General features: G+C 44.6%; 18 protein-coding genes. 12 read left to right on the forward strand and 6 right to left on the reverse strand.

Features of this window, described 5'->3' with window-relative positions:
* Positions 1–19 precede the first annotated feature (19 nt).
* Together VEZ01S_RS09550 and VEZ01S_RS09555 are read left to right on the forward strand one after the other, a co-directional pair.
* Positions 20–919 (forward strand): DMT family transporter, encoded by a 900-nt coding sequence (locus VEZ01S_RS09550; RefSeq protein ID WP_021713834.1) that lies wholly within the window; start codon positions 20–22, stop codon positions 917–919.
* Positions 909–1730 (forward strand): methylated-DNA--[protein]-cysteine S-methyltransferase, encoded by an 822-nt coding sequence (locus VEZ01S_RS09555; protein WP_021713835.1) that lies wholly within the window; start codon positions 909–911, stop codon positions 1728–1730. Before VEZ01S_RS09550 ends, VEZ01S_RS09555 begins: the two co-directional genes overlap by 11 nt.
* A gap of 98 nt (positions 1731–1828) precedes the next feature.
* Here VEZ01S_RS09555 and VEZ01S_RS09560 read toward each other — a convergent pair whose 3' ends face one another.
* The 5 genes from VEZ01S_RS09560 to VEZ01S_RS09580 form a co-directional block, all read right to left on the reverse strand.
* Positions 1829–3214 (reverse strand): YjiH family protein, encoded by a 1386-nt coding sequence (locus VEZ01S_RS09560; RefSeq protein WP_040890637.1) that lies wholly within the window; start codon positions 3212–3214, stop codon positions 1829–1831.
* Between the two features lie 1006 nt (positions 3215–4220).
* Positions 4221–4739, reverse strand: coding sequence for a sigma-70 family RNA polymerase sigma factor (locus VEZ01S_RS09565; RefSeq protein ID WP_084621696.1), 519 nt, complete (start codon positions 4737–4739; stop codon positions 4221–4223).
* Between the two features lie 133 nt (positions 4740–4872).
* Positions 4873–5106, reverse strand: coding sequence for a thioredoxin family protein (locus VEZ01S_RS09570; RefSeq protein WP_021713838.1), 234 nt, complete (start codon positions 5104–5106; stop codon positions 4873–4875).
* Positions 5107–5129: 23 nt separating this feature from the next.
* Positions 5130–6119 (reverse strand): permease, encoded by a 990-nt coding sequence (locus VEZ01S_RS09575; RefSeq protein WP_021713839.1) that lies wholly within the window; start codon positions 6117–6119, stop codon positions 5130–5132.
* Positions 6120–6341: 222 nt separating this feature from the next.
* Positions 6342–7943: a mechanosensitive ion channel family protein gene (locus tag VEZ01S_RS09580; protein WP_021713840.1), complete on the reverse strand. Its 1602-nt coding sequence runs from the start codon at positions 7941–7943 to the stop codon at positions 6342–6344.
* A gap of 373 nt (positions 7944–8316) precedes the next feature.
* Here VEZ01S_RS09580 and coxB point away from each other — a divergent pair, with 373 nt between their 5' ends.
* From coxB to VEZ01S_RS09600, 4 genes are read left to right on the forward strand one after another with little or no spacing between them, the layout of a single operon-like run.
* Positions 8317–9486 carry a cytochrome c oxidase subunit II gene (gene coxB / locus VEZ01S_RS09585; RefSeq protein WP_439654008.1) on the forward strand — a complete coding sequence of 390 codons (1170 nt, stop codon included), beginning with the start codon at positions 8317–8319 and terminating at the stop codon, positions 9484–9486.
* Complete coding sequence (gene ctaD / locus VEZ01S_RS09590; protein WP_021713842.1) at positions 9486–11132, forward strand: cytochrome c oxidase subunit I; 1647 nt, start codon at positions 9486–9488, stop codon at positions 11130–11132. The genes coxB and ctaD overlap by 1 nt, the downstream gene beginning before the upstream one ends.
* Before the next feature lie 37 nt (positions 11133–11169).
* Positions 11170–11766 carry a cytochrome c oxidase assembly protein gene (locus tag VEZ01S_RS09595; RefSeq protein WP_040890640.1) on the forward strand — a complete coding sequence of 199 codons (597 nt, stop codon included), beginning with the start codon at positions 11170–11172 and terminating at the stop codon, positions 11764–11766.
* Positions 11763–12638: a cytochrome c oxidase subunit 3 gene (locus VEZ01S_RS09600; protein WP_021713844.1), complete on the forward strand. Its 876-nt coding sequence runs from the start codon at positions 11763–11765 to the stop codon at positions 12636–12638. The genes VEZ01S_RS09595 and VEZ01S_RS09600 overlap by 4 nt, the downstream gene beginning before the upstream one ends.
* Positions 12639–12645: 7 nt before the next feature.
* Here the strand turns inward: VEZ01S_RS09600 and VEZ01S_RS09605 are convergent, their stop codons facing one another.
* Positions 12646–12867 carry a DUF2909 domain-containing protein gene (locus VEZ01S_RS09605; RefSeq protein WP_021713845.1) on the reverse strand — a complete coding sequence of 74 codons (222 nt, stop codon included), beginning with the start codon at positions 12865–12867 and terminating at the stop codon, positions 12646–12648.
* 22 nt (positions 12868–12889) lie between these two features.
* Between VEZ01S_RS09605 and VEZ01S_RS09610 the strand changes: the two genes are divergently transcribed.
* The 6 genes from VEZ01S_RS09610 to VEZ01S_RS09635 all read left to right on the forward strand — a co-directional run bounded on the left by VEZ01S_RS09610 (position 12890) and on the right by VEZ01S_RS09635 (position 18354).
* The gene (locus VEZ01S_RS09610; protein WP_235868467.1) at positions 12890–13663 is read left to right on the forward strand and encodes an SURF1 family protein; all 774 of its coding nucleotides are present in this window, start codon (positions 12890–12892) and stop codon (positions 13661–13663) included.
* 2 nt (positions 13664–13665) lie between these two features.
* Positions 13666–14286 (forward strand): redox-active disulfide-containing membrane protein, encoded by a 621-nt coding sequence (locus VEZ01S_RS09615; RefSeq protein ID WP_235868466.1) that lies wholly within the window; start codon positions 13666–13668, stop codon positions 14284–14286.
* Between the two features lie 7 nt (positions 14287–14293).
* On the forward strand, positions 14294–15364 hold the full coding sequence (locus VEZ01S_RS09620; RefSeq protein ID WP_021713848.1) for a COX15/CtaA family protein: 1071 nt from the start codon (positions 14294–14296) through the stop codon (positions 15362–15364).
* Complete coding sequence (cyoE, locus tag VEZ01S_RS09625; protein ID WP_021713849.1) at positions 15361–16257, forward strand: heme o synthase; 897 nt, start codon at positions 15361–15363, stop codon at positions 16255–16257. Before VEZ01S_RS09620 ends, cyoE begins: the two co-directional genes overlap by 4 nt.
* A gap of 77 nt (positions 16258–16334) precedes the next feature.
* The gene (locus tag VEZ01S_RS09630) at positions 16335–16715 is read left to right on the forward strand and encodes a VOC family protein (RefSeq protein WP_021713850.1); all 381 of its coding nucleotides are present in this window, start codon (positions 16335–16337) and stop codon (positions 16713–16715) included.
* A 181-nt stretch (positions 16716–16896) separates the two neighbouring features.
* Positions 16897–18354, forward strand: a complete 1458-nt coding sequence (locus VEZ01S_RS09635) for an alkaline phosphatase family protein (protein WP_021713851.1) — start codon at positions 16897–16899, stop codon at positions 18352–18354.
* Positions 18355–18549: the final 195 nt, after the last annotated feature.

An 18549-nucleotide genomic window follows, 5' to 3' on the forward strand; every position in this document is an offset into this window, starting at 1 on the left:
CGATAAAAGGCCCCCGATTTTGACTATCCCAAGTATGCTACGACTGATATGCCTTGCGGCAATTTGGGGAGGTTCGTTTTTGTTTATGCGAATCTCTGCCAATGCTCTAGGGCCTGCTTATTTAATGGAAGCACGGGTGTTTTTTGCTGCGGTCAGTCTGCTGCTGGTGGCGCTTTATATGAAAAAAAAGGTTAACTTTTCTGCCCATAAACAGCATTTCTTTATTATTGGTTTTTTTAATACCGCCTTACCTTTTTTACTGTTTGCGTATGCTGCACAAACATTACCGGCATCCATACTCTCTATCCTTAACTCAACGGCAGCCATTTGGGGAGCCGCTATCGCGATCGTTTGCTCACGGAGTGTGCCGACCTTAAAGATTGTGATGGGTTTAATTTGTGGGGTGATAGGAGTCTTTATCTTAGTCGGTTTTGATCAAAGCCATTTAGCCCAAGGATCTGGCGTGGCTATGTTGGCAGGAGTGATGGCCGCGTGTTGTTATGGAATTGCCAGTAATTACGCGAAGAATGCGCCCAAAATATCTTCGTTTGATAATGCACATGGCAGTATGTGGGCAGCGTGTTTGATCATCTTACCTTTGTTGCCATTTATGCCAATTCGAGTCATGCCTGATCTGCAAATATCCATTTCAGTTATATTACTTGGTGTGGTGTGTACTGGGCTTGCTTATCTTCTGTATTTTCGATTAATTGAAGATGTGGGTCCGCCGTCCGCACTGTCAGTCACATTTTTAATTCCTTTATTTGGCATTCTTTGGGGATACCTATTCTTAAATGAGAGTGTGGGATGGAATACCGCTTTCGGGGCACTGTTTGTTATTGGAGGGACTATGCTGGTCACCGGATTTTCAGTGAACAAAATACTGAACTCGAATCGAAAGGAACAACATGAACACTAACCAACAGCGACACTACCAAACCGTAGAAAAAGCGATTGTGTATATTCGACACCATATACAGCATCAGCCGAGTTTGTCTGAAATCGCAGAGCACGTTCATTTAAGTGAATTTCATTTGCAACGTGTGTTTACCGAGTGGGCGGGTATTTCGCCAAAGCGATTTATGCAATCCATGACCAAGCAGCGGGCATTACAAGTATTAAAAACCTCAGATACGCTTTTAGAAGCGGCCGATCATGTGGGCTTATCTGGAACGGGACGGTTACACGATTTGCTGGTTTCTTGTGAGGCAATGACGCCCGGTAAAGCGAAGAATTTGGGGGCTGACTTGCACATTAAATATGGCGCAGCACTGACGCCTTTTGGTGAGGCGGTGATTGGCTGGACAGACCGAGGTATCTGCTTTTTGCAATTTGTTGAACAAGACGTCTGCCAAACCGTGGCCATTTTAAGACAGCAATGGCCTCTGGCTCGTTTTTACTCGCAAGATGCGCATTCTATATCGGATACGATATTTTCAGGAAAGGGCAATAAAATTCATTTGTTAGTAAAGGGAACAAACTTTCAAGTGAAAGTTTGGGAGGCATTAATTCATAGTCAACCGGGACAGCTGCTTTCCTACGCACAAGTGGCGCAAAAAATAGGTTCCCCCAAAGCTTCAAGAGCGGTCGGAAGCGCCTTAGCCTCAAATACAATCGGCTTTTTAATTCCCTGCCATCGCGTCATTCGAGGCGATGGGGATATCGGACAGTTCCGCTGGGGTAGCGATAGGAAAGTGGCGATACAAGGTTGGGAGGCAGCTCATTTATAGGCGAGTAATTGGCTCTATGAACAATAAAAACGCCCCAATATCTGCAAGTGCACTTTAGATAGGGGCGTTTTCACTCTTTTAGACGACAAACATAAGATTTAAAAAATCAGATGGGCAACACCTGCAATCACTGGCAAGGTAATTAAAGTACGCAAAATAAAAATGATAAAGAGCTCGCCAATATTGACGGGGATTTTACTGCCTAGTAGCAATGCACCGACTTCGGACATATAGATAAGCTGTGTCACAGACATTGCAGCAATCACAAAGCGAGTTAATTCGCTATCGATAGAGGCGGCTAATATGGCAGGGATAAACATGTCAGCAAAACCCACCACTATAGTTTGTGATGCCGCCGCCGCTTCAGGAATTGCCAAAAGCTCTAAATAAGGAACAAACGGCTTACCTAAAATGGCAAATATAGACGTGTATTCGGCAATGACGAGTGCGATTGTGCCAAGTCCCATTACGACAGGCAGTACGCCAAACACCATATCCACGGCATTTTTAACGCCCTCTTTGGCAACGTTACCCACCGAGGTAACTTGGCCTGCTTTGGTCAAGGCCAAGTCCATTCCCCAAGAGAAGGTGTTATGGCCTTTCGGGAGAGTATTAGCATCATGCTTAGGCGCTGTGCCATCGATGAACAGATCTTTTTTACGGCTCAATGGTGGCAAACGAGGGATGATAACAGCCGCTACGAGCCCAGCTAAACAGACGGCACCGTAGAATGGCAAAAACAGATGCTCTAATTCAACCTGCGCAATGACCACTAAGCTAAAGGTAATTGAAACGGCTGAAAAAGTGGTGCCGACAACCGCAGCTTCACGTTGTGTATAGAATTTCTTTTCGTATTGTTTACTGGTCAGCAAAATACCGACACTGCCATCACCCAACCAAGAAGCAATACAGTCTATTGCCGAACGCCCCGGTAAGTTGAACAGCGGACGCATGATCTTACTGAGTAAAGTGCCAAATAGCTCCAGCAGACCAAAATTGAGCAGTAGTGGCAGTAGCAGTCCAGCAAAAATGAATACAGAAAATAAGGTTGGAAGAAGCCCATCTAACACTAAGCCTCCGGTGTTTTCTTCCCAAATAGCTTCTGGGCCGATTTGAAAATAGGTCATTGCAACCGCAACACCGCCAATGACTCTCACGGTTAACCACAATGCAGAAGGCTTTAATAAGCCATTAAGAAACGCATTTTTCTCGACAAAGTGTGGGGTTTTTATCGCGCAAATTAAAGATACGATCGCCATTGTGGCAATGATAAAACTAATGATACCGATTAAATGGCTTTCCAATCCAGATTGCAGCATTTTCGCTAGTACAGCCACAGGTATTGTTAGGTTCCCATCGTAGCTGATCGGCGCCATAAACAGGAATAAGCCAATCAGAGAGGGGATGAAAAACATCCAAAAATTACCTTTTCGAGGTGGAGTATCATGGTTGTGTATCGATTGAGTATCGCTATTTTGTTGCATTATTGGGCTCACGCTTGCTGATAAGGTTAATGTGAAAACTTAGTTTTTATTTTTGATTATCTAGAGTTGAGAAGAATACGTTAGTAAATGGGTAAATAGCAATACTATTCAGTAGTCATATGTAATTATTCATTATGAAATTTCTATATTTTGCGATGTGTGCGAGATTTTGTATTGCGTGCAAAGGTGATTTTGTTGAGTGAGTCATTCATGTTTTTATTGGTTTTATTCAGTCACCAAGGATTAATTCGTGATGAATTTTATGGCTAAGCGAGGCTAAATAGGGGTGAGTGGAATCGTATATTTAGGCAATAGGTACATAAATGACTACTCAATTTGTGAGAGATCTCTCACAAAGACGTAGGACAAATGAAACTCTATTGATCAGAATAAACAACAAAAATATGCTAAGTGATTGAAACAAAAGAGAACTTGTATTTTTGCTATAAAATGAGCAGGTTAAAAAAGTCCTATCTATATTGTAGGTGAGCTGAAAAAGAGCGAAACTTTAGTTGTCGGCAAGGAGCAGGCATTAAGGAATCTTCAGGATGAAGAGCAACAGCTAGGAAGGTTGTTGAAAAGGATTTAGGACATTGTACGGACACAGAAGTTACTAGGATGGTAGCTTGCAAAGGACAGCAATGGACACCTCTAGGATAGAGGAAAGGATTAACATCAGGATGATGTCAGGGACACCGCTCAAGGAACAAGTGAGTAATACCAGTAAGGATATTGGTCTGCCAGGATGGGGCTTTGGACACCGCTAGGAAGGCGTGAAAGGATTAAGCTTAGGATAAGCATACTTATCATGGAATAGATGCATGGAGCACTTTTAGTAGCTGGATTGCTGCAAGTAAGGTCATAACCCCGAAGAGCGAAAGCTCTCGGGGTTTTTCTTTTTCTGCGCTATTTTTTTATCACTTACTCAGTGTGATTGGTATAATATCAGTCTCTAGCGGGGTGATTGATCATGTGAACCTTGATGCCTTCTGCGAGTAAGTTCCAGTTAGTCCGTTACTTGATATGACTTAAAACAGCAAACTTTCCCTTTCTGATTTTTCGCCACATTGCACTCGGTAATTAAGATATTTCTTAGTGAAATACGTGCTCGACGCAATCGGGCTTTTACCGCAGGTAGGCTTAATTGCTTTTGTTCTGCATACTGCTTTTGTGTGACGTTATCGAGATCGCACTGTTCAATGACATCACGCTCTTGGTCGCTGAGTTTGGTTAACGCTTTGGGTAAGCATCGTTGCAATTGAACCATTGCAGGTGTGATGTCTTTATCTATTGAAATATCATCGAGATCAACAGTTTGAAATCTACGTCTTAATGTATCTATCAGATAATTCTTCGTCATTTTAAATAACCAAGACTTTCCATCGTCTAGGGTACAAAACCGCTCGCTATTTCTCATCGCTTTGAGAAAGACCTCCTGCATAATATCGTCAGTTTCATCAGGGCTATTGGTTTGTTTTAGTACCCAACGATACAAACTAGGCTCTGCATCATTCCATGCAGTGATTAGGCATTTCATTTTTCGGTCTCAGCAATGGATGATACCAATCGTACTTAATAACGATTCAATTACTTAGTGTGACTGGTATGAATCTATGGAAAATGCAGAGAGCGCATCTCTCTTCATTTTCCATAGAGTGTTATTTTAACAGTTCTCGTACAAGCTCAATACTGGGTACCGAGCCTGTGTGTTTGACCACACCATCTATTTCGATACCCGGAGTACTCAATACTCCGGCTGTCATGATCGCTTCAAGATCTGTCACCTTATCAATCTTTACCTCTTGTGCAAGTTCTTGTGCTACTTGAGATAGTCTTTCTGCCGTTGTCACACAATTACGACAACCTGAACCGTAAACTTTAATGTTTTTCATAATGTACACCTTTAGACAAAGCATTAATAAAAGAAGTTAAATAACCAACCAATAATAGAGATGGAAACCAATAGATAAGCGGCAATAGCCCCAAGTAAGCGCACGGTCATTATTTGTTTTAGCATCATATATTCCGGCAAACTGACCGCTACCGCGCCCATACAAAACGCCAATGTTGTTCCTAAAGGCATGCCTTTATCAATCAGCGAGCCCATGATGGGAACAATCCCCGTTGCATTGCTATACATTGGAATAGCTGCCAGTGCTGCAAGAGGTACAGACCACCACTGACCGTTAGAAAAGTGCGCCTCAAGCCAGTGCGCCGGCACGTAGCCGTGGATAAATGCGCCGACACCCACACCAATCAATACCCAAATCCAGATACGTTTCACAATCGTTGCGGTTTCAGAGATGGCGAATTGATGTCGTTGTTTTAAGGTTTTTTTACTTGAGGTAGCAGCAAGGTTGCCAGTATGACCATGCTGCTGAATATCTTGTTGATACGCTTTGGCTAGAAATGGCTGTAGCCAACGATGAGCGCCAAACATATCTAATAAGAAGCCCGCTAGCATGCCAAGTAATAGGCCAAGGGAAACGTACATAACCGTAAATTTTAAGCCAAGCACGCTACCTAGCATGATTACCACCACTTCATTGATTAGCGGCGAGGTAATGAGAAAAGCAATAGTGACTCCAATGGGAATTCGAGCTGAGACAAAACCCATAAATAACGGGATAGAGCTACACGAGCAAAATGGAGTGACAGCACCGAGTAAAGAACCCAGAAAATAACCGGCACCTTTGGCTCTTCCTTGCAGGTAGTCACGCACTTTATCCACACTTAAACTGGCACGAAGCGCTGAGATAATGTAGATAAGTATGACCAACAAAACCAAGATTTTACTGGTATCTTCTATGAAAAAATGAATACCTTTTGCCAGTGGTGTATCCATGCGTAATTGCAAAATGTCGTAACTTAACCAGTTTGCAAAGTGAGTAAAAACGTCCAACATAACCGTACTCTATAAATCTTATTTACTTCTAACACGCATCAAGTCGCAAAAGGATGCACAAAAAGATAAAAATAATGAGCAGATATTTTAAATAACTTTTTTAGAGGGTATGAGAAGGCTAGGAGATGTAAATACAGGGGAGAGTTGCAATAGAGGAAAACGAAAAATGGTGAGGAAATTCCTCACCATTGTCGGATTTAACAAGTATTAAGATAGAGCCCGTTATGCTTGATCTGTTTTATAGATATGCACGTCTCGTTGTGGGAAAGGAATGGTAATGCCATTTGCGTCAAATTGACGTTTTATCTCTTCGGTGACATCCCAATACACATCCCAGTAATCATCGGTTCTTACCCAAGGGCGCACAATCAGATCTACAGACGATTCATTTAATGTATGCACACGTACATTCATTTCTGGATGCTTAAGCACTTTGTCGTGGTTTTGCAGCACTTTTTTCGAGATTTCGATAGCAAAATCAAAGTCATCAGAGTAACCAATACCAAACACCATATCCACGCGGCGCACGCGCTCCGAGGTCATGTTGTTAATAACATCACCCCAGATTTTATTATTTGGAATGACTAGGGTTTGGTTATCTAACGTTCGTATGGTGGTGGATACAAGGCTCATATGACTGACGGTTCCTTGTATCCCCGCCACTTGTACTAAGTCTTTTACATCAAAAGGGCGATAGATAAGAATCATCAAACCAGAAGCAAAATTAGACAGGGTATCTTGCAAGGCAAAACCAATAATGACACCCGCCACACCAAAGCCGGTCAGTAGCGGGCCTAAGTTAATACCGATTTGCGATAGGGCGATAAGCAGGCCAATAAAGGTCACCGCTTTAGAGACAATAGAAATGAAGAAATCTTGCATTAACACACTAAAATCCATTTTGGAGTGTGAAACGCTTTTTTTCACCAGCTTAGCGACCAGCTTAGACAGAATATGGGTTGCCCAAAGTATGCCTAAGAACACCAATAGCTTCACCAATATAGAAGGTGAATTATCAAATGCCCAATCTTTAAAAGAGTCTAGCCATTCGTGGAACAATCCTAACGCCACATTCACGTCTAAAATATCGGCATTGATATCACCCGTCATAGCAAACAATGTTTGTTTGTAATCAGTCACGTCCAGTCCAAAGTTAGACATAAGAGTCACTGTATTGTTCATGCTTGAGAGTAGATAGCGCTGCAATTGTGCCAAGGCCACTATTTGCTTTTCAAGGGCGGGTTTGTCTTCTTCAGTGGTATACAGTTTTCGCTGATCGAGGGCTTTTTTACGGCCATCAAGATAAATTACAATGTCGTATAACACTTCACTGCGTTGTTGTAGGTCTTGTTTAAAACCACTTTCGTCAAGCTTAATGCCCTGTTTTTTTGCCCAATCAAAAGTAGTCGCGAGCTCAGTGTAGTAGATGTCAACACTTGCGACGCGTTGCTGTGCTAGAAATTGGTATTCCGCTTTATCCGCTTCACTGGCATCTCTTGCCTCTTGAAAGAGTGTTTGAGCCTGAGCATCTGCATGCATAATCAACGCTTGTAGCATCGTCGCTTGTGCTGGGATCAAGGTTTTTAATGACTCTGAATCTGGGGACTTGACCAGAAGATCGGCAATTTCATCTCTAAGTACGCCGTTTTTTCGACGCAGAACATCTTCCAGAAATAGCGCTTGCTCACCTGTTGAATTTTCAATTTTCTCGACTTGGGCCGAAAATTTGTTCTGTTGCTTCAATAGATGGCTTGCCTCAGAGGCGTTGGCGACGCCTGCCAGAACATTGCATAGAAGAATAACTAGTAGTAATCCTTTACTCATATAGAGGTCTCTTAAAAGTGGTTTAAAAATATAGAGTTACAGTTGGTTCAATCTCTAAATCAGTATAGTTAACAACAGTGTGTTTTGCTGACGCTGAAATGTAATTTCGCAGATTGCTTGATTGTTATTTAATCTAAACTAGCATTTATTAACATAAATGTAACATGGTGGTCTCGAAAGGTTACTCAGATAATCGATAGAGCATGTGGGGTTTTTAGGGTGCGCATACCTGATGATGGCCGTACAGATATGCATTGAAGCAAATGAATTAGTTCACCAGGAGGGTGACGGGCTAATGCATGACCACACAGTAATGGGATCATTTAAGCAAATCATCAGCAACCTAAAACTGCGCGCTTACCGTGTTGTGAGTATGCCATTGTTTTTGTTGGCATCTGTTTTTGCCAAAACGGCCCAAGCCTCTGAATCATCTGTCTCTGAATCTTTTGCAACGGTCTCATCATCTTTCAACATGACCCAAGGCGTCACGGAAATCAGCGGTAAAGTGTTCCATTTGCACATGCTGATTTTCTATATCTGTGTCGCGATTGCGGTGGTGGTGTTTGGGGTGATGTTTTACTCCATCATTAAGCATCGAAAATCAAAAGGCGCAGTCGCGGCCAATTTTCACGAAAGTACGAAAGTGGAAATTATTTGGACCGTGATACCTATCTTAATCCTCATCGGCATGGCCATTCCTGCCACCAAAACCTTGATTGAAATGGAAGACACCAGCGAATCAGAGCTGACCGTTAAAATTACCGGTTCGCAATGGAAGTGGCATTACAGCTACTTTGAGCATGATGTGGAGTTTTTTAGTTACCTTTCTACTAGCAATGAACAAATCGAAGGTACCGACCAAAAAGGCGAGCACTACCTACTGGAAGTGGATAACGCTTTGGTACTGCCAATAGGTAAAAAAATCCGCTTTTTAATGACTTCTGATGACGTGATTCACTCATGGTGGGTGCCCGATTTTGCAGTGAAGAAAGACACGATTCCGGGGTTTATTAACGAAGCGTGGACCAAAATTGATAAGCCGGGCATTTATCGCGGTCAATGCGCCGAATTGTGCGGACGTAATCATGGCTTTATGCCGATTGTGGTGAAGGCGGTAGAGGCTGATGAATTTGACGCTTGGATTGCCGATAAAGAGCAGCAGTTAGCAGAGCAAAAACGTCAGCAGCAACAAGCATTACAAAAAACCTTGAGTATGGATGAGCTGATGACACTCGGAAAAGAGGTATACGAAGGGCGCTGCGCGGTATGTCATCAAAGCAATGGTTTAGGCGTAGCCAATGTGTTCCCCGCCATGAAAGGCAGCAGTGTGGTACTGGGTGACGTCAACGGACATATCGACATTATCGTCAATGGGGTGAGTGGTACGGCAATGCAAGCCTTTGGCACTCAACTTACCGCTGAAGAAATTGCTGCTGTGGTGACTTACGAGCGCAATGCATGGGACAACAACACAGGCGATCTTGTTCAAGCATCCGATGTGGCAACGCAAATAAATGCACAAACTAAGGTGGAGGGTGAGTGATGAAAGAGTACGACAAAGCCTCTACATACAAGAGCACGGCTAGTGATGAATTGCAAAGCGTTAGCGCAGGTACAACGGCCGATACCGCAGATCATGATCATCACGGCCCAGCCAAAGGGTTAGCTCGCTGGATCTATTCTACTAACCATAAAGATATCGGTACGCTTTATTTGTGGTTTAGTTTGATCATGTTCTTTACTGGCGGCGCAATGGCAATGATCATTCGCGCCGAGCTATTTCAGCCGGGCTTACAACTGATTGATCCACAGTTTTTTAATCAAATGACCACAGTGCATGGGCTAGTAATGGTATTTGGTGCGGTTATGCCAGCCTTTACTGGGCTTGCAAACTGGATGATCCCGATGATGATCGGTGCGCCAGATATGGCGTTGCCACGCATGAATAACCTTAGCTTCTGGATTTTGCCTTTTGCATTTTTAATTTTATTAAGCTCATTGTTTATGCCCGGTGGCGGCCCTGATTTTGGTTGGACTTTTTACGCGCCGCTTTCTACCACTTATGGCCCTGACAGTACTGCACTATTTGTATTTTCGGTGCATATCATGGGGATCAGCTCAATTATGGGGGCGATCAACGTGATCGTGACCATTTTCAATATGCGTGCTCCGGGCATGAAATTGATGAAAATGCCGCTGTTTGTATGGACTTGGCTAATTACGGCCTTTTTGCTCATTGCGGTGATGCCTGTGTTAGCGGGCGCAGTGACTATGGTGCTGACCGATAAATACTTTGGCACGAGCTTTTTTGATGCCGCAGGCGGTGGCGACCCCGTGATGTTCCAGCATATTTTCTGGTTCTTCGGCCACCCAGAGGTGTACATCATGATCTTGCCTTCGTTTGGCATTATCTCGGCAATTGTGCCGGCGTTTAGCGGTAAAAAGCTGTTTGGTTATCACTCTATGGTGTACGCCACTTGCTCCATCGCTTTGTTGTCGTTTCTAGTTTGGGCGCATCACATGTTTACCACAGGTATGCCGGTGTTTGCAGAGCTGTTCTTTATGTACTGCACCATGCTGATTGCGGTGCCGACAGGGGTAAAAGTATTTAACTGGGTAGCGACCATGTGGCGTGGCGCACTTACTTTTGAAACCCCAATGCTATTTTCGATAGCCTTTATTGTGCTGTTTACCATCGGCGGTTTTTCTGGATTGATGTTGGCGATTGTGCCTGCGGATTTTCAGTACCATGACACCTATTTTGTGGTGGCGCATTTCCACTATGTATTGGTTTCAGGAGCGGTGTTCTCCATTATGGCAGCAGCGTATTATTGGCTGCCAAAATGGACCGGCAATATGTACAACCAGCGCCTAAGCTTATGGCATTTTTGGACATCAGTGGTGTCGGTCAATATTTTGTTCTTCCCGATGCATTTCTTAGGACTGGCGGGAATGCCAAGGCGTATTCCTGATTATGCGATTCAATTTGCCGATGTGAATCAGATAGTGTCAATCGGTGGGTTTGCCTTTGGCTTATCACAACTGCTTTTCTTGTGGGTAGTGATCAAATGTGTACGAGGCGGCGAAAAAGCGCCGGCCAAACCTTGGGAGCGAGCCGAAGGTTTGGAATGGACAGTGCCAAGCCCTGCGCCGCACCACACCTTCTCTACGCCTCCGAAAGTGGATTGATGCGCTTATGTCTAAGGAAGCTTCTACCAAGCAACGCATGTCGAATAAAAAGCTCACATTAATACTGTGCGCAGCTACATTAGGTATGTTTGGTTTTGGCTTTGCGTTAGTGCCGCTGTACGACATTTTGTGTGAACAACTGGGTATCAACGGCAAGACTTCAACCGTGGCTGCCGAGCAACCCACAGCGATGCAAGTGGATGAGTCGCGCACGATCAAGGTGGAGTTTGTATCGCACATTCCTCCGGGATTGCCCATTGCGTTTGAGCCGAAGAAAAAAGTGATGCATGTGCATCCAGGTGAAATCATCCGCACCGCCTACATTGCGACGAATCAATCGCAACTTGCGCTAGTGGCGCAAGCTGTTCCGTCAGTCAGCCCCGGTTTAGGGGCGACCCATTTTAATAAAATTGAGTGTTTTTGTTTTAACCAGCAACCACTTAATGCTCAGCAACAAGCGGAACTGCCTTTAATTTTCTATGTAGAACATGAGCTGCCCAATTCAATTCATACGCTGACTCTGTCGTATACCTTATACGACATCAGTGACAGCGTTGATGATCCTAAACTCGCGTCCTCTGCTGTATCGGGGCAACTGACGTCGTCATATGACACGCAAGGAGATGCGTTATGAGTGACAAGCACCAAGCTTATTACGTTCCAGCACAAAGCCAATGGCCACTTGTGGCTGCATTTGCTCTGTTTTTTATTGCCGTGGGAGCGGGGCTAACCGTACAGAGCATGCACGATGGAGGCTTGTTAGGGCCTTGGCTGTTGGCTTTAGGTTCTATTGCTCTTTTGGTGGTATTGGCGGGTTGGTTTACTAATGTAGTGCAAGAGTCGTTGTCGGGCTATTACAGCGCGCAAATCACTCGCTCTTTTCGCCAAGGCATGAGCTGGTTTATCTTCTCGGAAGTGATGTTCTTTGGCGCTTTCTTTGGCGCGCTATTTTACGCTCGAATGTTATCCGTGCCTTGGCTTGGCGGTGCCGATAATAACGCGATGACTCACGAAGTATTGTGGCCCACCTTTGAGGCGATTTGGCCCTTAACCACAACACCCGCTGGAGACACTACTCAAGCGATGGGTTGGCAAGGATTGCCATTAAAAAACACCATCATCTTATTACTCTCTTCAGTCACTTTGCACATGGCGCATGTCAGCCTTGAACAAAATAAACGCATGGCGCTGGTGGTATGGCTAGAGCTCACCATAGTGTTGGCAGGGTTCTTTTTGTTCTTCCAAGCAGAAGAGTACATCCACGCTTATCAAGATATGGGGCTGACTCTGCAATCTGGAATTTACGGCAACACCTTCTTCTTGTTGACAGGCTTTCACGGCATGCATGTGTTTATCGGTACGGTTTTTCTGATTGTGCTTTTATTTAGGATCAGCAAAGACCACTTTACTGCTAAAGATCATTTTGGATTTCAAGCAGGCAGTTGGTATTGGCACTTTGTGGATGTGGTGTGGCTGTGTTTATTTGTCTTTGTGTACGTGCTCTAGCCGTGCACTAATACGGCCGTGGATTGGGCATAACCCAGCCCAGTTTTAAGGCAAGGATAAGAAAGATGATCACTACCGCAGATAACGCCACACGGCGCCCTAAATAGCGGCTCATTGGCACTTTTGAATCAGCGTTTTCTCGCACCATACGCACCATCGCGAGAACTAAGTTGAAGATAATAAACAGCAACAACAGGATGATGATGGATTTGAAAAGCAGTGGTGACATTCAATCTCCTAAGTCTTCGTCTTTGAGTCTTAAAAGCGCGGTCTCTAACAAGATAGCGTGCAAAGTGTTTTGGTTAGCCGCGTCAGTATTAACTGTGGTTGTGTTTGTGGTATTGGTCAAATTGGGTTTTTGGCAATTATCCCGAGGTGAAGAAAAGCAACAGCTAGAACAGCAGTTGCTGGACAGACAGCAAATGTCGCCCCTTAGCGTAGAGCAGTTATCGGCTATGGACGCCGAACTCAATGTCACCGGTTTTCCATTACAAATAGACGTAGAACCGCAGCCGTTACCTTTGGTGTATTTAGATAACGTGACCCATGACTCCAAGGTTGGCTATCGAGTGTTGCAACCTATGGCGGTGGTTCTGAAGCGAGAAAAATATCTATTGTCTTCTGAACTAGTGTTGGTGGAACTCGGTTTTGTGGTGGCATCCATGACCCGAGATGAGCTTCCTAAAGTGGCGCCTATTCAGCAGCCGCAACGCTTTACGGGCAAGGTGTATCAAAAAAGCACTAACCCTTTAAGCTCCGATGTCATGCTAGAAAATATGTCAGAAGGAATGCGCATTCAAAACTTAAATTTAAGTCAGCTTGCGGCAGCGCTTGATGCGCCACTCTTACCGTTTGTGTTTCAGCCTGAGGTTATTGCCAATAGTGATTTACCTATGCTGTGGTCGCCGTATCCAATGACCTCTCAGAAACACTTTGGTTACGCATTTCAGTGGTTTGGTATGGCTGGAGTGTATGCGTTACTGGTGATTTTATTTGTGTTAAGAAAGAGAAAAGTTAAGGGATGACTATGCAAAGCCAAGCACTTTGTTCGCAAAAGGGAAAAGCTAAGCAGAATAAGATTAAGCAGAATAAAGATAAGCAGAATAAGGCTCGGCAAAAACAAGGTCGCGTAAAACTTCTGGCTTTGATTCTGATTTTTGCCGTGCCGGTTATTGCCGCGCATTTGATTTTGCATCAAGGCTGGTATCAATCCGGCGTAACCAATAAAGGCGTATTAATAGAGCCAAGGTTTACCTTTGAATCTGCCAATTTAGTTAACCCCGTTTCTGAGCGTTGGCAGTTGGTGTTTATCGTGCCAGATACGTGCGATGACGCGTGTAATCAAAGATGGCATCTACTGAATCAAAGTTACATCGCCCTTGGCGCTTATAGCGAAAGGGTGGTGGTCTCTCTTTACATTACGTCGACCTCAGATCAAACGTGGCTTGCACAAAACAGGCAAGGGCGACCAACCTTACTTATCGACCAGAAAAGCGCTCCGGTACATGCGCAAGATTATGTGCTTATCGATCCTTTAGGGCAGTGGGTGATGCGTTATTCCAATATTGGGGCAGATCAGCAAGTGTCGCAAAACAAAGGGCTTATCTCAGATGTTCGAAAAATCTTGAAGTTGTCTAGAGTGGGGTAATTTTGTTATGCAAGGAAGCATCTCATTACAACGATTAACTTGGGTCGCGCTGTTTATGACCCTAGTGGTGATAGCGCTTGGCGCCTACACTCGATTGGCCGATGCAGGCTTAGGGTGTCCCGACTGGCCGGGATGTTATGGACAAATCGGCGTGCCAATGCAGGCTGAAGACATCGCCAAAGCGGAGCAATTGTTTCCACAAAGAGCGGTTGAGCCAAGTAAAGCGTGGCTTGAAATGATACATCGCTATTTTGCGGGGACACTCGGGTTTGTGGTGTTTGCTCTGTCTTCTCTGATATGGAAAAGCTCGGTCACGTATCGCCCATTTGCCGTTGTGCTTAGCACCGTCATTATTGCCCAAGCCGCCCTTGGCATGTGGACGGTCACCTTAAAGCTGATGCCAGTAATTGTCATGTTGCATTTACTTGGCGGTTTCACCTTGTTTAGCTTACTGGCATGGCTGATGTGCCATCTTCGCAGCGCTTCTTCTATGCAAAAACAGCGCACCGTAAACATCGATTATTTATCGACCTCATCGCTCAGTGTATTACGCAGCTTTACTGTCTTTGCCACCGCCGTACTTATACTGCAAATCATGCTTGGCGGCTGGACATCATCAAACTACGCCGCCTTAATGTGTACCTCTTTACCCATCTGTCAGGGCGATTGGCAAAGCCATCTTGATTTCGCTAATGCGTTTAATTTTATCCAATCCGGTTTTGATGATTATGAATTTGGCGTATTGGATTACGGCGCAAGAATGACCATCCATGTGACCCACAGAATCGGGGCGCTCATCACCACCTTAGTGTTATTACTATTAATTATACTGCTTTATAAAAGCGCCTTACCTGCGGCGAAAGCGTACGTGAAAGTCATTGCTTTAGGCTTAATGGTGCAAGTATTACTTGGCGTGGCGAATGTCGTCTTTCATCTGCCACTGCTCAACGCAGTCATGCACAACCTTAGCGCGGCGTTGCTACTGGTGACATTAATCGCCACCAATCATTTTGTGTGGGTCAAAGTGCAATCTAGTCGCACGCAAGTTCATGATTCGAAAAGGGAGTATTCGGTATGAGTCATCTTATCGGTTCGCAAACACGTATTGGCAGTAAGCAGGTATTACACAGCTACTACCAACTGACCAAACCTAAAGTCGTGGCACTGATGTTGCTAACCGCAGTGGTGGGGATGTGTCTGGCTATGCCGGGTGCGTTGCCAGTGCAACAATCTTTGCTAGGGCTACTTGGCATTGGCTTGATGGCAGGCTCGGCGGCCGCTTTTAACCACCTTATTGATCAGCGCATTGATGCGATTATGGCTCGTACTTATAAGCGCCCACTTCCCTCTGGAGAGCTCTCTTCGGCGAACGTATTTTTGTTTGCCACTAGTATAGGTTTAGCGGGTTTTGCCATTTTGTATGTTGGGGTCAATGGGCTAACTGCGGTGCTGACTTTTGCCAGTCTGTTAGGTTATGCGCTGATTTACACTCTATATCTAAAGCGTGCCACCCCGCAAAATATTGTGATTGCAGGCATCGCAGGGGCAATGCCGCCACTGCTGGGCTGGGTGGCAGTCACAGGGGAGTTGCACGCCAACGCTTGGCTATTGGTGATGATCATCTTTATTTGGACGCCGCCGCATTTTTGGGCGCTAGCTATTCATCGCAGAGACGATTATGCCAAAGCCGATATCCCGATGCTGCCTGTTACCCATGGCGTTGAATACACCAAAACTAGCATTCTGTTATATACCATTTTATTGGCTTTGGTCTGCGTTATGCCAGTGTTAGTGGGCATGAGCGGACAAATCTATCTAGCCAGCTCAACCATATTGAGTGCCGGGTTTATTTATCATGCATGGAAGCTCAAATACCGAGCCGATGCAAAACAAGCCATGCAAACCTTTAAGTTTTCAATCTATCACTTAATGTTGTTATTTATTGCTTTGCTGGTGGATCACTATGTGTGAATACCCAAGTCATTCATTGCTAGACAAAAGAGTCATATTTCTGCACATTGAATTCTCAATCATTAAAAAGGAAGTGTATGTTTAGTCATGTAATGATCGGCACCAATAATATGGATGAATCTAAAGCATTTTATGATGCTGTTCTAGCAACGCTAGGTTATGACGCTGGTGTATTTGATGAAAAAGGCCGCTGCTTTTATTTCTCAGATAGCGGTATTTTTTGCTTAACTAAGCCTATCAATGGTGAAGCGGCGACACATGGTAATGGCACAACCATCGGCTTTAAAGCAGCCAGCTCTGAGCTGGTGGATAAGTGGCATCAACTAGGCTTAGAAAACGGTGGTGCAGAGTGTGAAGATCCTCCGGGTATTCGCGGAAACACAGAGCGTCAACTGTACATGGCTTATTTAAGAGACCCTTCAGGTAATAAGATTTGCGCGACGCACTTTATCTCGTAAGTAGTATCGTCATATCGCGTTGCAAACAAAAACCCCAAGTCACTATGGCTGGGGTTTTGTCATTTTAAGGTAACGAAAAATTAAACAAATCATCATTTAGGTGCGCTTTTCTGTCATCTCGCTAACGTAAATTAGCCTTGTCGTGGATCTATGCTAATACAATCGTAATGGAGATATGAAAATGAAATACAAAGGACTTGTTTTGGCTATCGTCATGAGCGGTGCTTCATCAGTGTATGCTCAGTTGCCTCAACACACTGATCAGTGGTTTAAAGACGGTCAGCAAGCTTTGCAGCAAGCGAAAAAAACTAAGCCTATTGTCGGCCCAGCAAAAAATGTCATTTTATTTGTGGGTGATGGCATGAGTGTCGGAACCATCACCGCCGCGCGTATTTACGCAGGACAGCAACAGGGGCTGAAAGGTGAAGAATACGCGCTTAGTATGGAATCCCTTCCGCACATGGCGTTGTCTAAAACTTATAACACCAACATGCAAACGCCGGACTCTGCGGGTACGGCGACCGCAATGGTTGCTGGTGTAAAAACCAGCTCTGGTGTCTTGGGTGTAAATGAGAACATCAAACGTGGCTTCTGTAACAACGTTGAAGAGAACAAAGTAAAAAGTGCTTTCCAATCAGCAGCAGAAAAAGGCTTGTCAGTTGGCTTTGTAACAACAACTCGTATTACGCACGCAACACCAGCGGCCGCTTACGCTCATAGCCCAGACCGAAACTGGGAAAGTGATTCTTCTATCTCAAGCTACAACAAAAACAACGGTTGTACAGACATTGCGCATCAGCTGGTTAATTTTGACCACGGTGATGGCATCCAAGTTGTATTCGCTGGTGGACGCAGAGAGTTCATCGACAAAGACATGAAAGATGAGCAAGGCTTTGCAGGTAAGCGTAGCGACGGTAAAAACCTAATCGAAGAGTGGCAAAAACGCTACCCAGAAGCCAACTACGTTTATGACCGCGCAGGCTTTGAAAAGCTTGATGACAAATCTCGCGTAATGGGGTTATTCAACTCAAGCCACCTTGAGTGGGAATTAGATCGCGTAAAAGAAAACATCGAACCTTCCATTGCTGAAATGACTAGCAAAGCGCTAGATGTACTATCAAAAAACAAAGACGGCTACTTGTTAATGGTTGAAGGCGGACGTATTGACCACGCTCACCATGCAGGCAACGCAGCACGTGCACTAGAAGATACCATCGCATTTGATAAAGCTGTTCAAGCCGCAATCGAAAAAACCGATCCTAAAGATACGCTAATCATTGTAACTGCCGACCACGCCCACAGCTTCGTAGCGAATGGCTACGCCGAACGTGGTAACGACATCCTTGGTCTATCTATGTCTGGCGGAAAGCCAAACAAAGATCTAACAGGCAAGTCATACACCACGTTAATGTACGGTAACGGCCCTGGCGGCATCGAAGGCGCTCGCCCAGACGTAACCGCAAAAGAAGTGGCAAGCCCTGATTACATCCAGCAAGCCATGATTAAACTAAAATCAGAAACGCACTCAGGCGAAGACGTAGCCATCTTCGCCCGCGGCCCACAAGCATGGTTATTCCAAGGCGTTGTAGAGCAGAACTACATCTACCACGTTATTGCTGATGCGGTGAATTTGAAGTAGAGATAGGCGGGAAGTTGTTTATTTAAAACGGGGCTAGTAGTAGCCCCGTTTTTTTGGGGCGAGTACACTGTGGCTGTGTTGGGGGAAACTGATTTTTGGAGAGAAATGAGTCATGTTGGTTGTTGGAATATCGCTCTGAGCGATAAAAATGTATGGGTAACAATTAGAAAAAAGCACCCTTCAAATTTCGAAACA

The sequence above is a fragment of the Vibrio ezurae NBRC 102218 genome (genome assembly GCF_000467185.1).
GTDB classification, from domain to species: Bacteria; Pseudomonadota; Gammaproteobacteria; order Enterobacterales; family Vibrionaceae; genus Vibrio; species Vibrio ezurae.

Excerpts from the sequence above, each read along its gene's own strand:
- VEZ01S_RS09575 (WP_021713839.1), bottom strand. The coding sequence starts at position 6,119 with ATGTTGGACGTTTTTACTCACTTTGCAAACTGGTTAAGTTACGACATT.
- VEZ01S_RS09600 (WP_021713844.1), top strand. The coding sequence starts at position 11,763 with ATGAGTGACAAGCACCAAGCTTATTACGTTCCAGCACAAAGCCAATGG.
- VEZ01S_RS09605 (WP_021713845.1), bottom strand. The coding sequence starts at position 12,867 with ATGTCACCACTGCTTTTCAAATCCATCATCATCCTGTTGTTGCTGTTT.
- VEZ01S_RS09630 (WP_021713850.1), top strand. The coding sequence starts at position 16,335 with ATGTTTAGTCATGTAATGATCGGCACCAATAATATGGATGAATCTAAA.
- VEZ01S_RS09580 (WP_021713840.1), bottom strand. The coding sequence starts at position 7,943 with ATGAGTAAAGGATTACTACTAGTTATTCTTCTATGCAATGTTCTGGCA.
- cyoE (WP_021713849.1), top strand. The coding sequence starts at position 15,361 with ATGAGTCATCTTATCGGTTCGCAAACACGTATTGGCAGTAAGCAGGTA.
- coxB (WP_439654008.1), top strand. The coding sequence starts at position 8,317 with ATGCCATTGTTTTTGTTGGCATCTGTTTTTGCCAAAACGGCCCAAGCC.
- VEZ01S_RS09615 (WP_235868466.1), top strand. The coding sequence starts at position 13,666 with ATGCAAAGCCAAGCACTTTGTTCGCAAAAGGGAAAAGCTAAGCAGAAT.
- VEZ01S_RS09620 (WP_021713848.1), top strand. The coding sequence starts at position 14,294 with ATGCAAGGAAGCATCTCATTACAACGATTAACTTGGGTCGCGCTGTTT.
- ctaD (WP_021713842.1), top strand. The coding sequence starts at position 9,486 with ATGAAAGAGTACGACAAAGCCTCTACATACAAGAGCACGGCTAGTGAT.
- VEZ01S_RS09570 (WP_021713838.1), bottom strand. The coding sequence starts at position 5,106 with ATGAAAAACATTAAAGTTTACGGTTCAGGTTGTCGTAATTGTGTGACA.
- VEZ01S_RS09635 (WP_021713851.1), top strand. The coding sequence starts at position 16,897 with ATGAAATACAAAGGACTTGTTTTGGCTATCGTCATGAGCGGTGCTTCA.
- VEZ01S_RS09555 (WP_021713835.1), top strand. The coding sequence starts at position 909 with ATGAACACTAACCAACAGCGACACTACCAAACCGTAGAAAAAGCGATT.
- VEZ01S_RS09595 (WP_040890640.1), top strand. The coding sequence starts at position 11,170 with ATGTCGAATAAAAAGCTCACATTAATACTGTGCGCAGCTACATTAGGT.
- VEZ01S_RS09560 (WP_040890637.1), bottom strand. The coding sequence starts at position 3,214 with ATGCAACAAAATAGCGATACTCAATCGATACACAACCATGATACTCCA.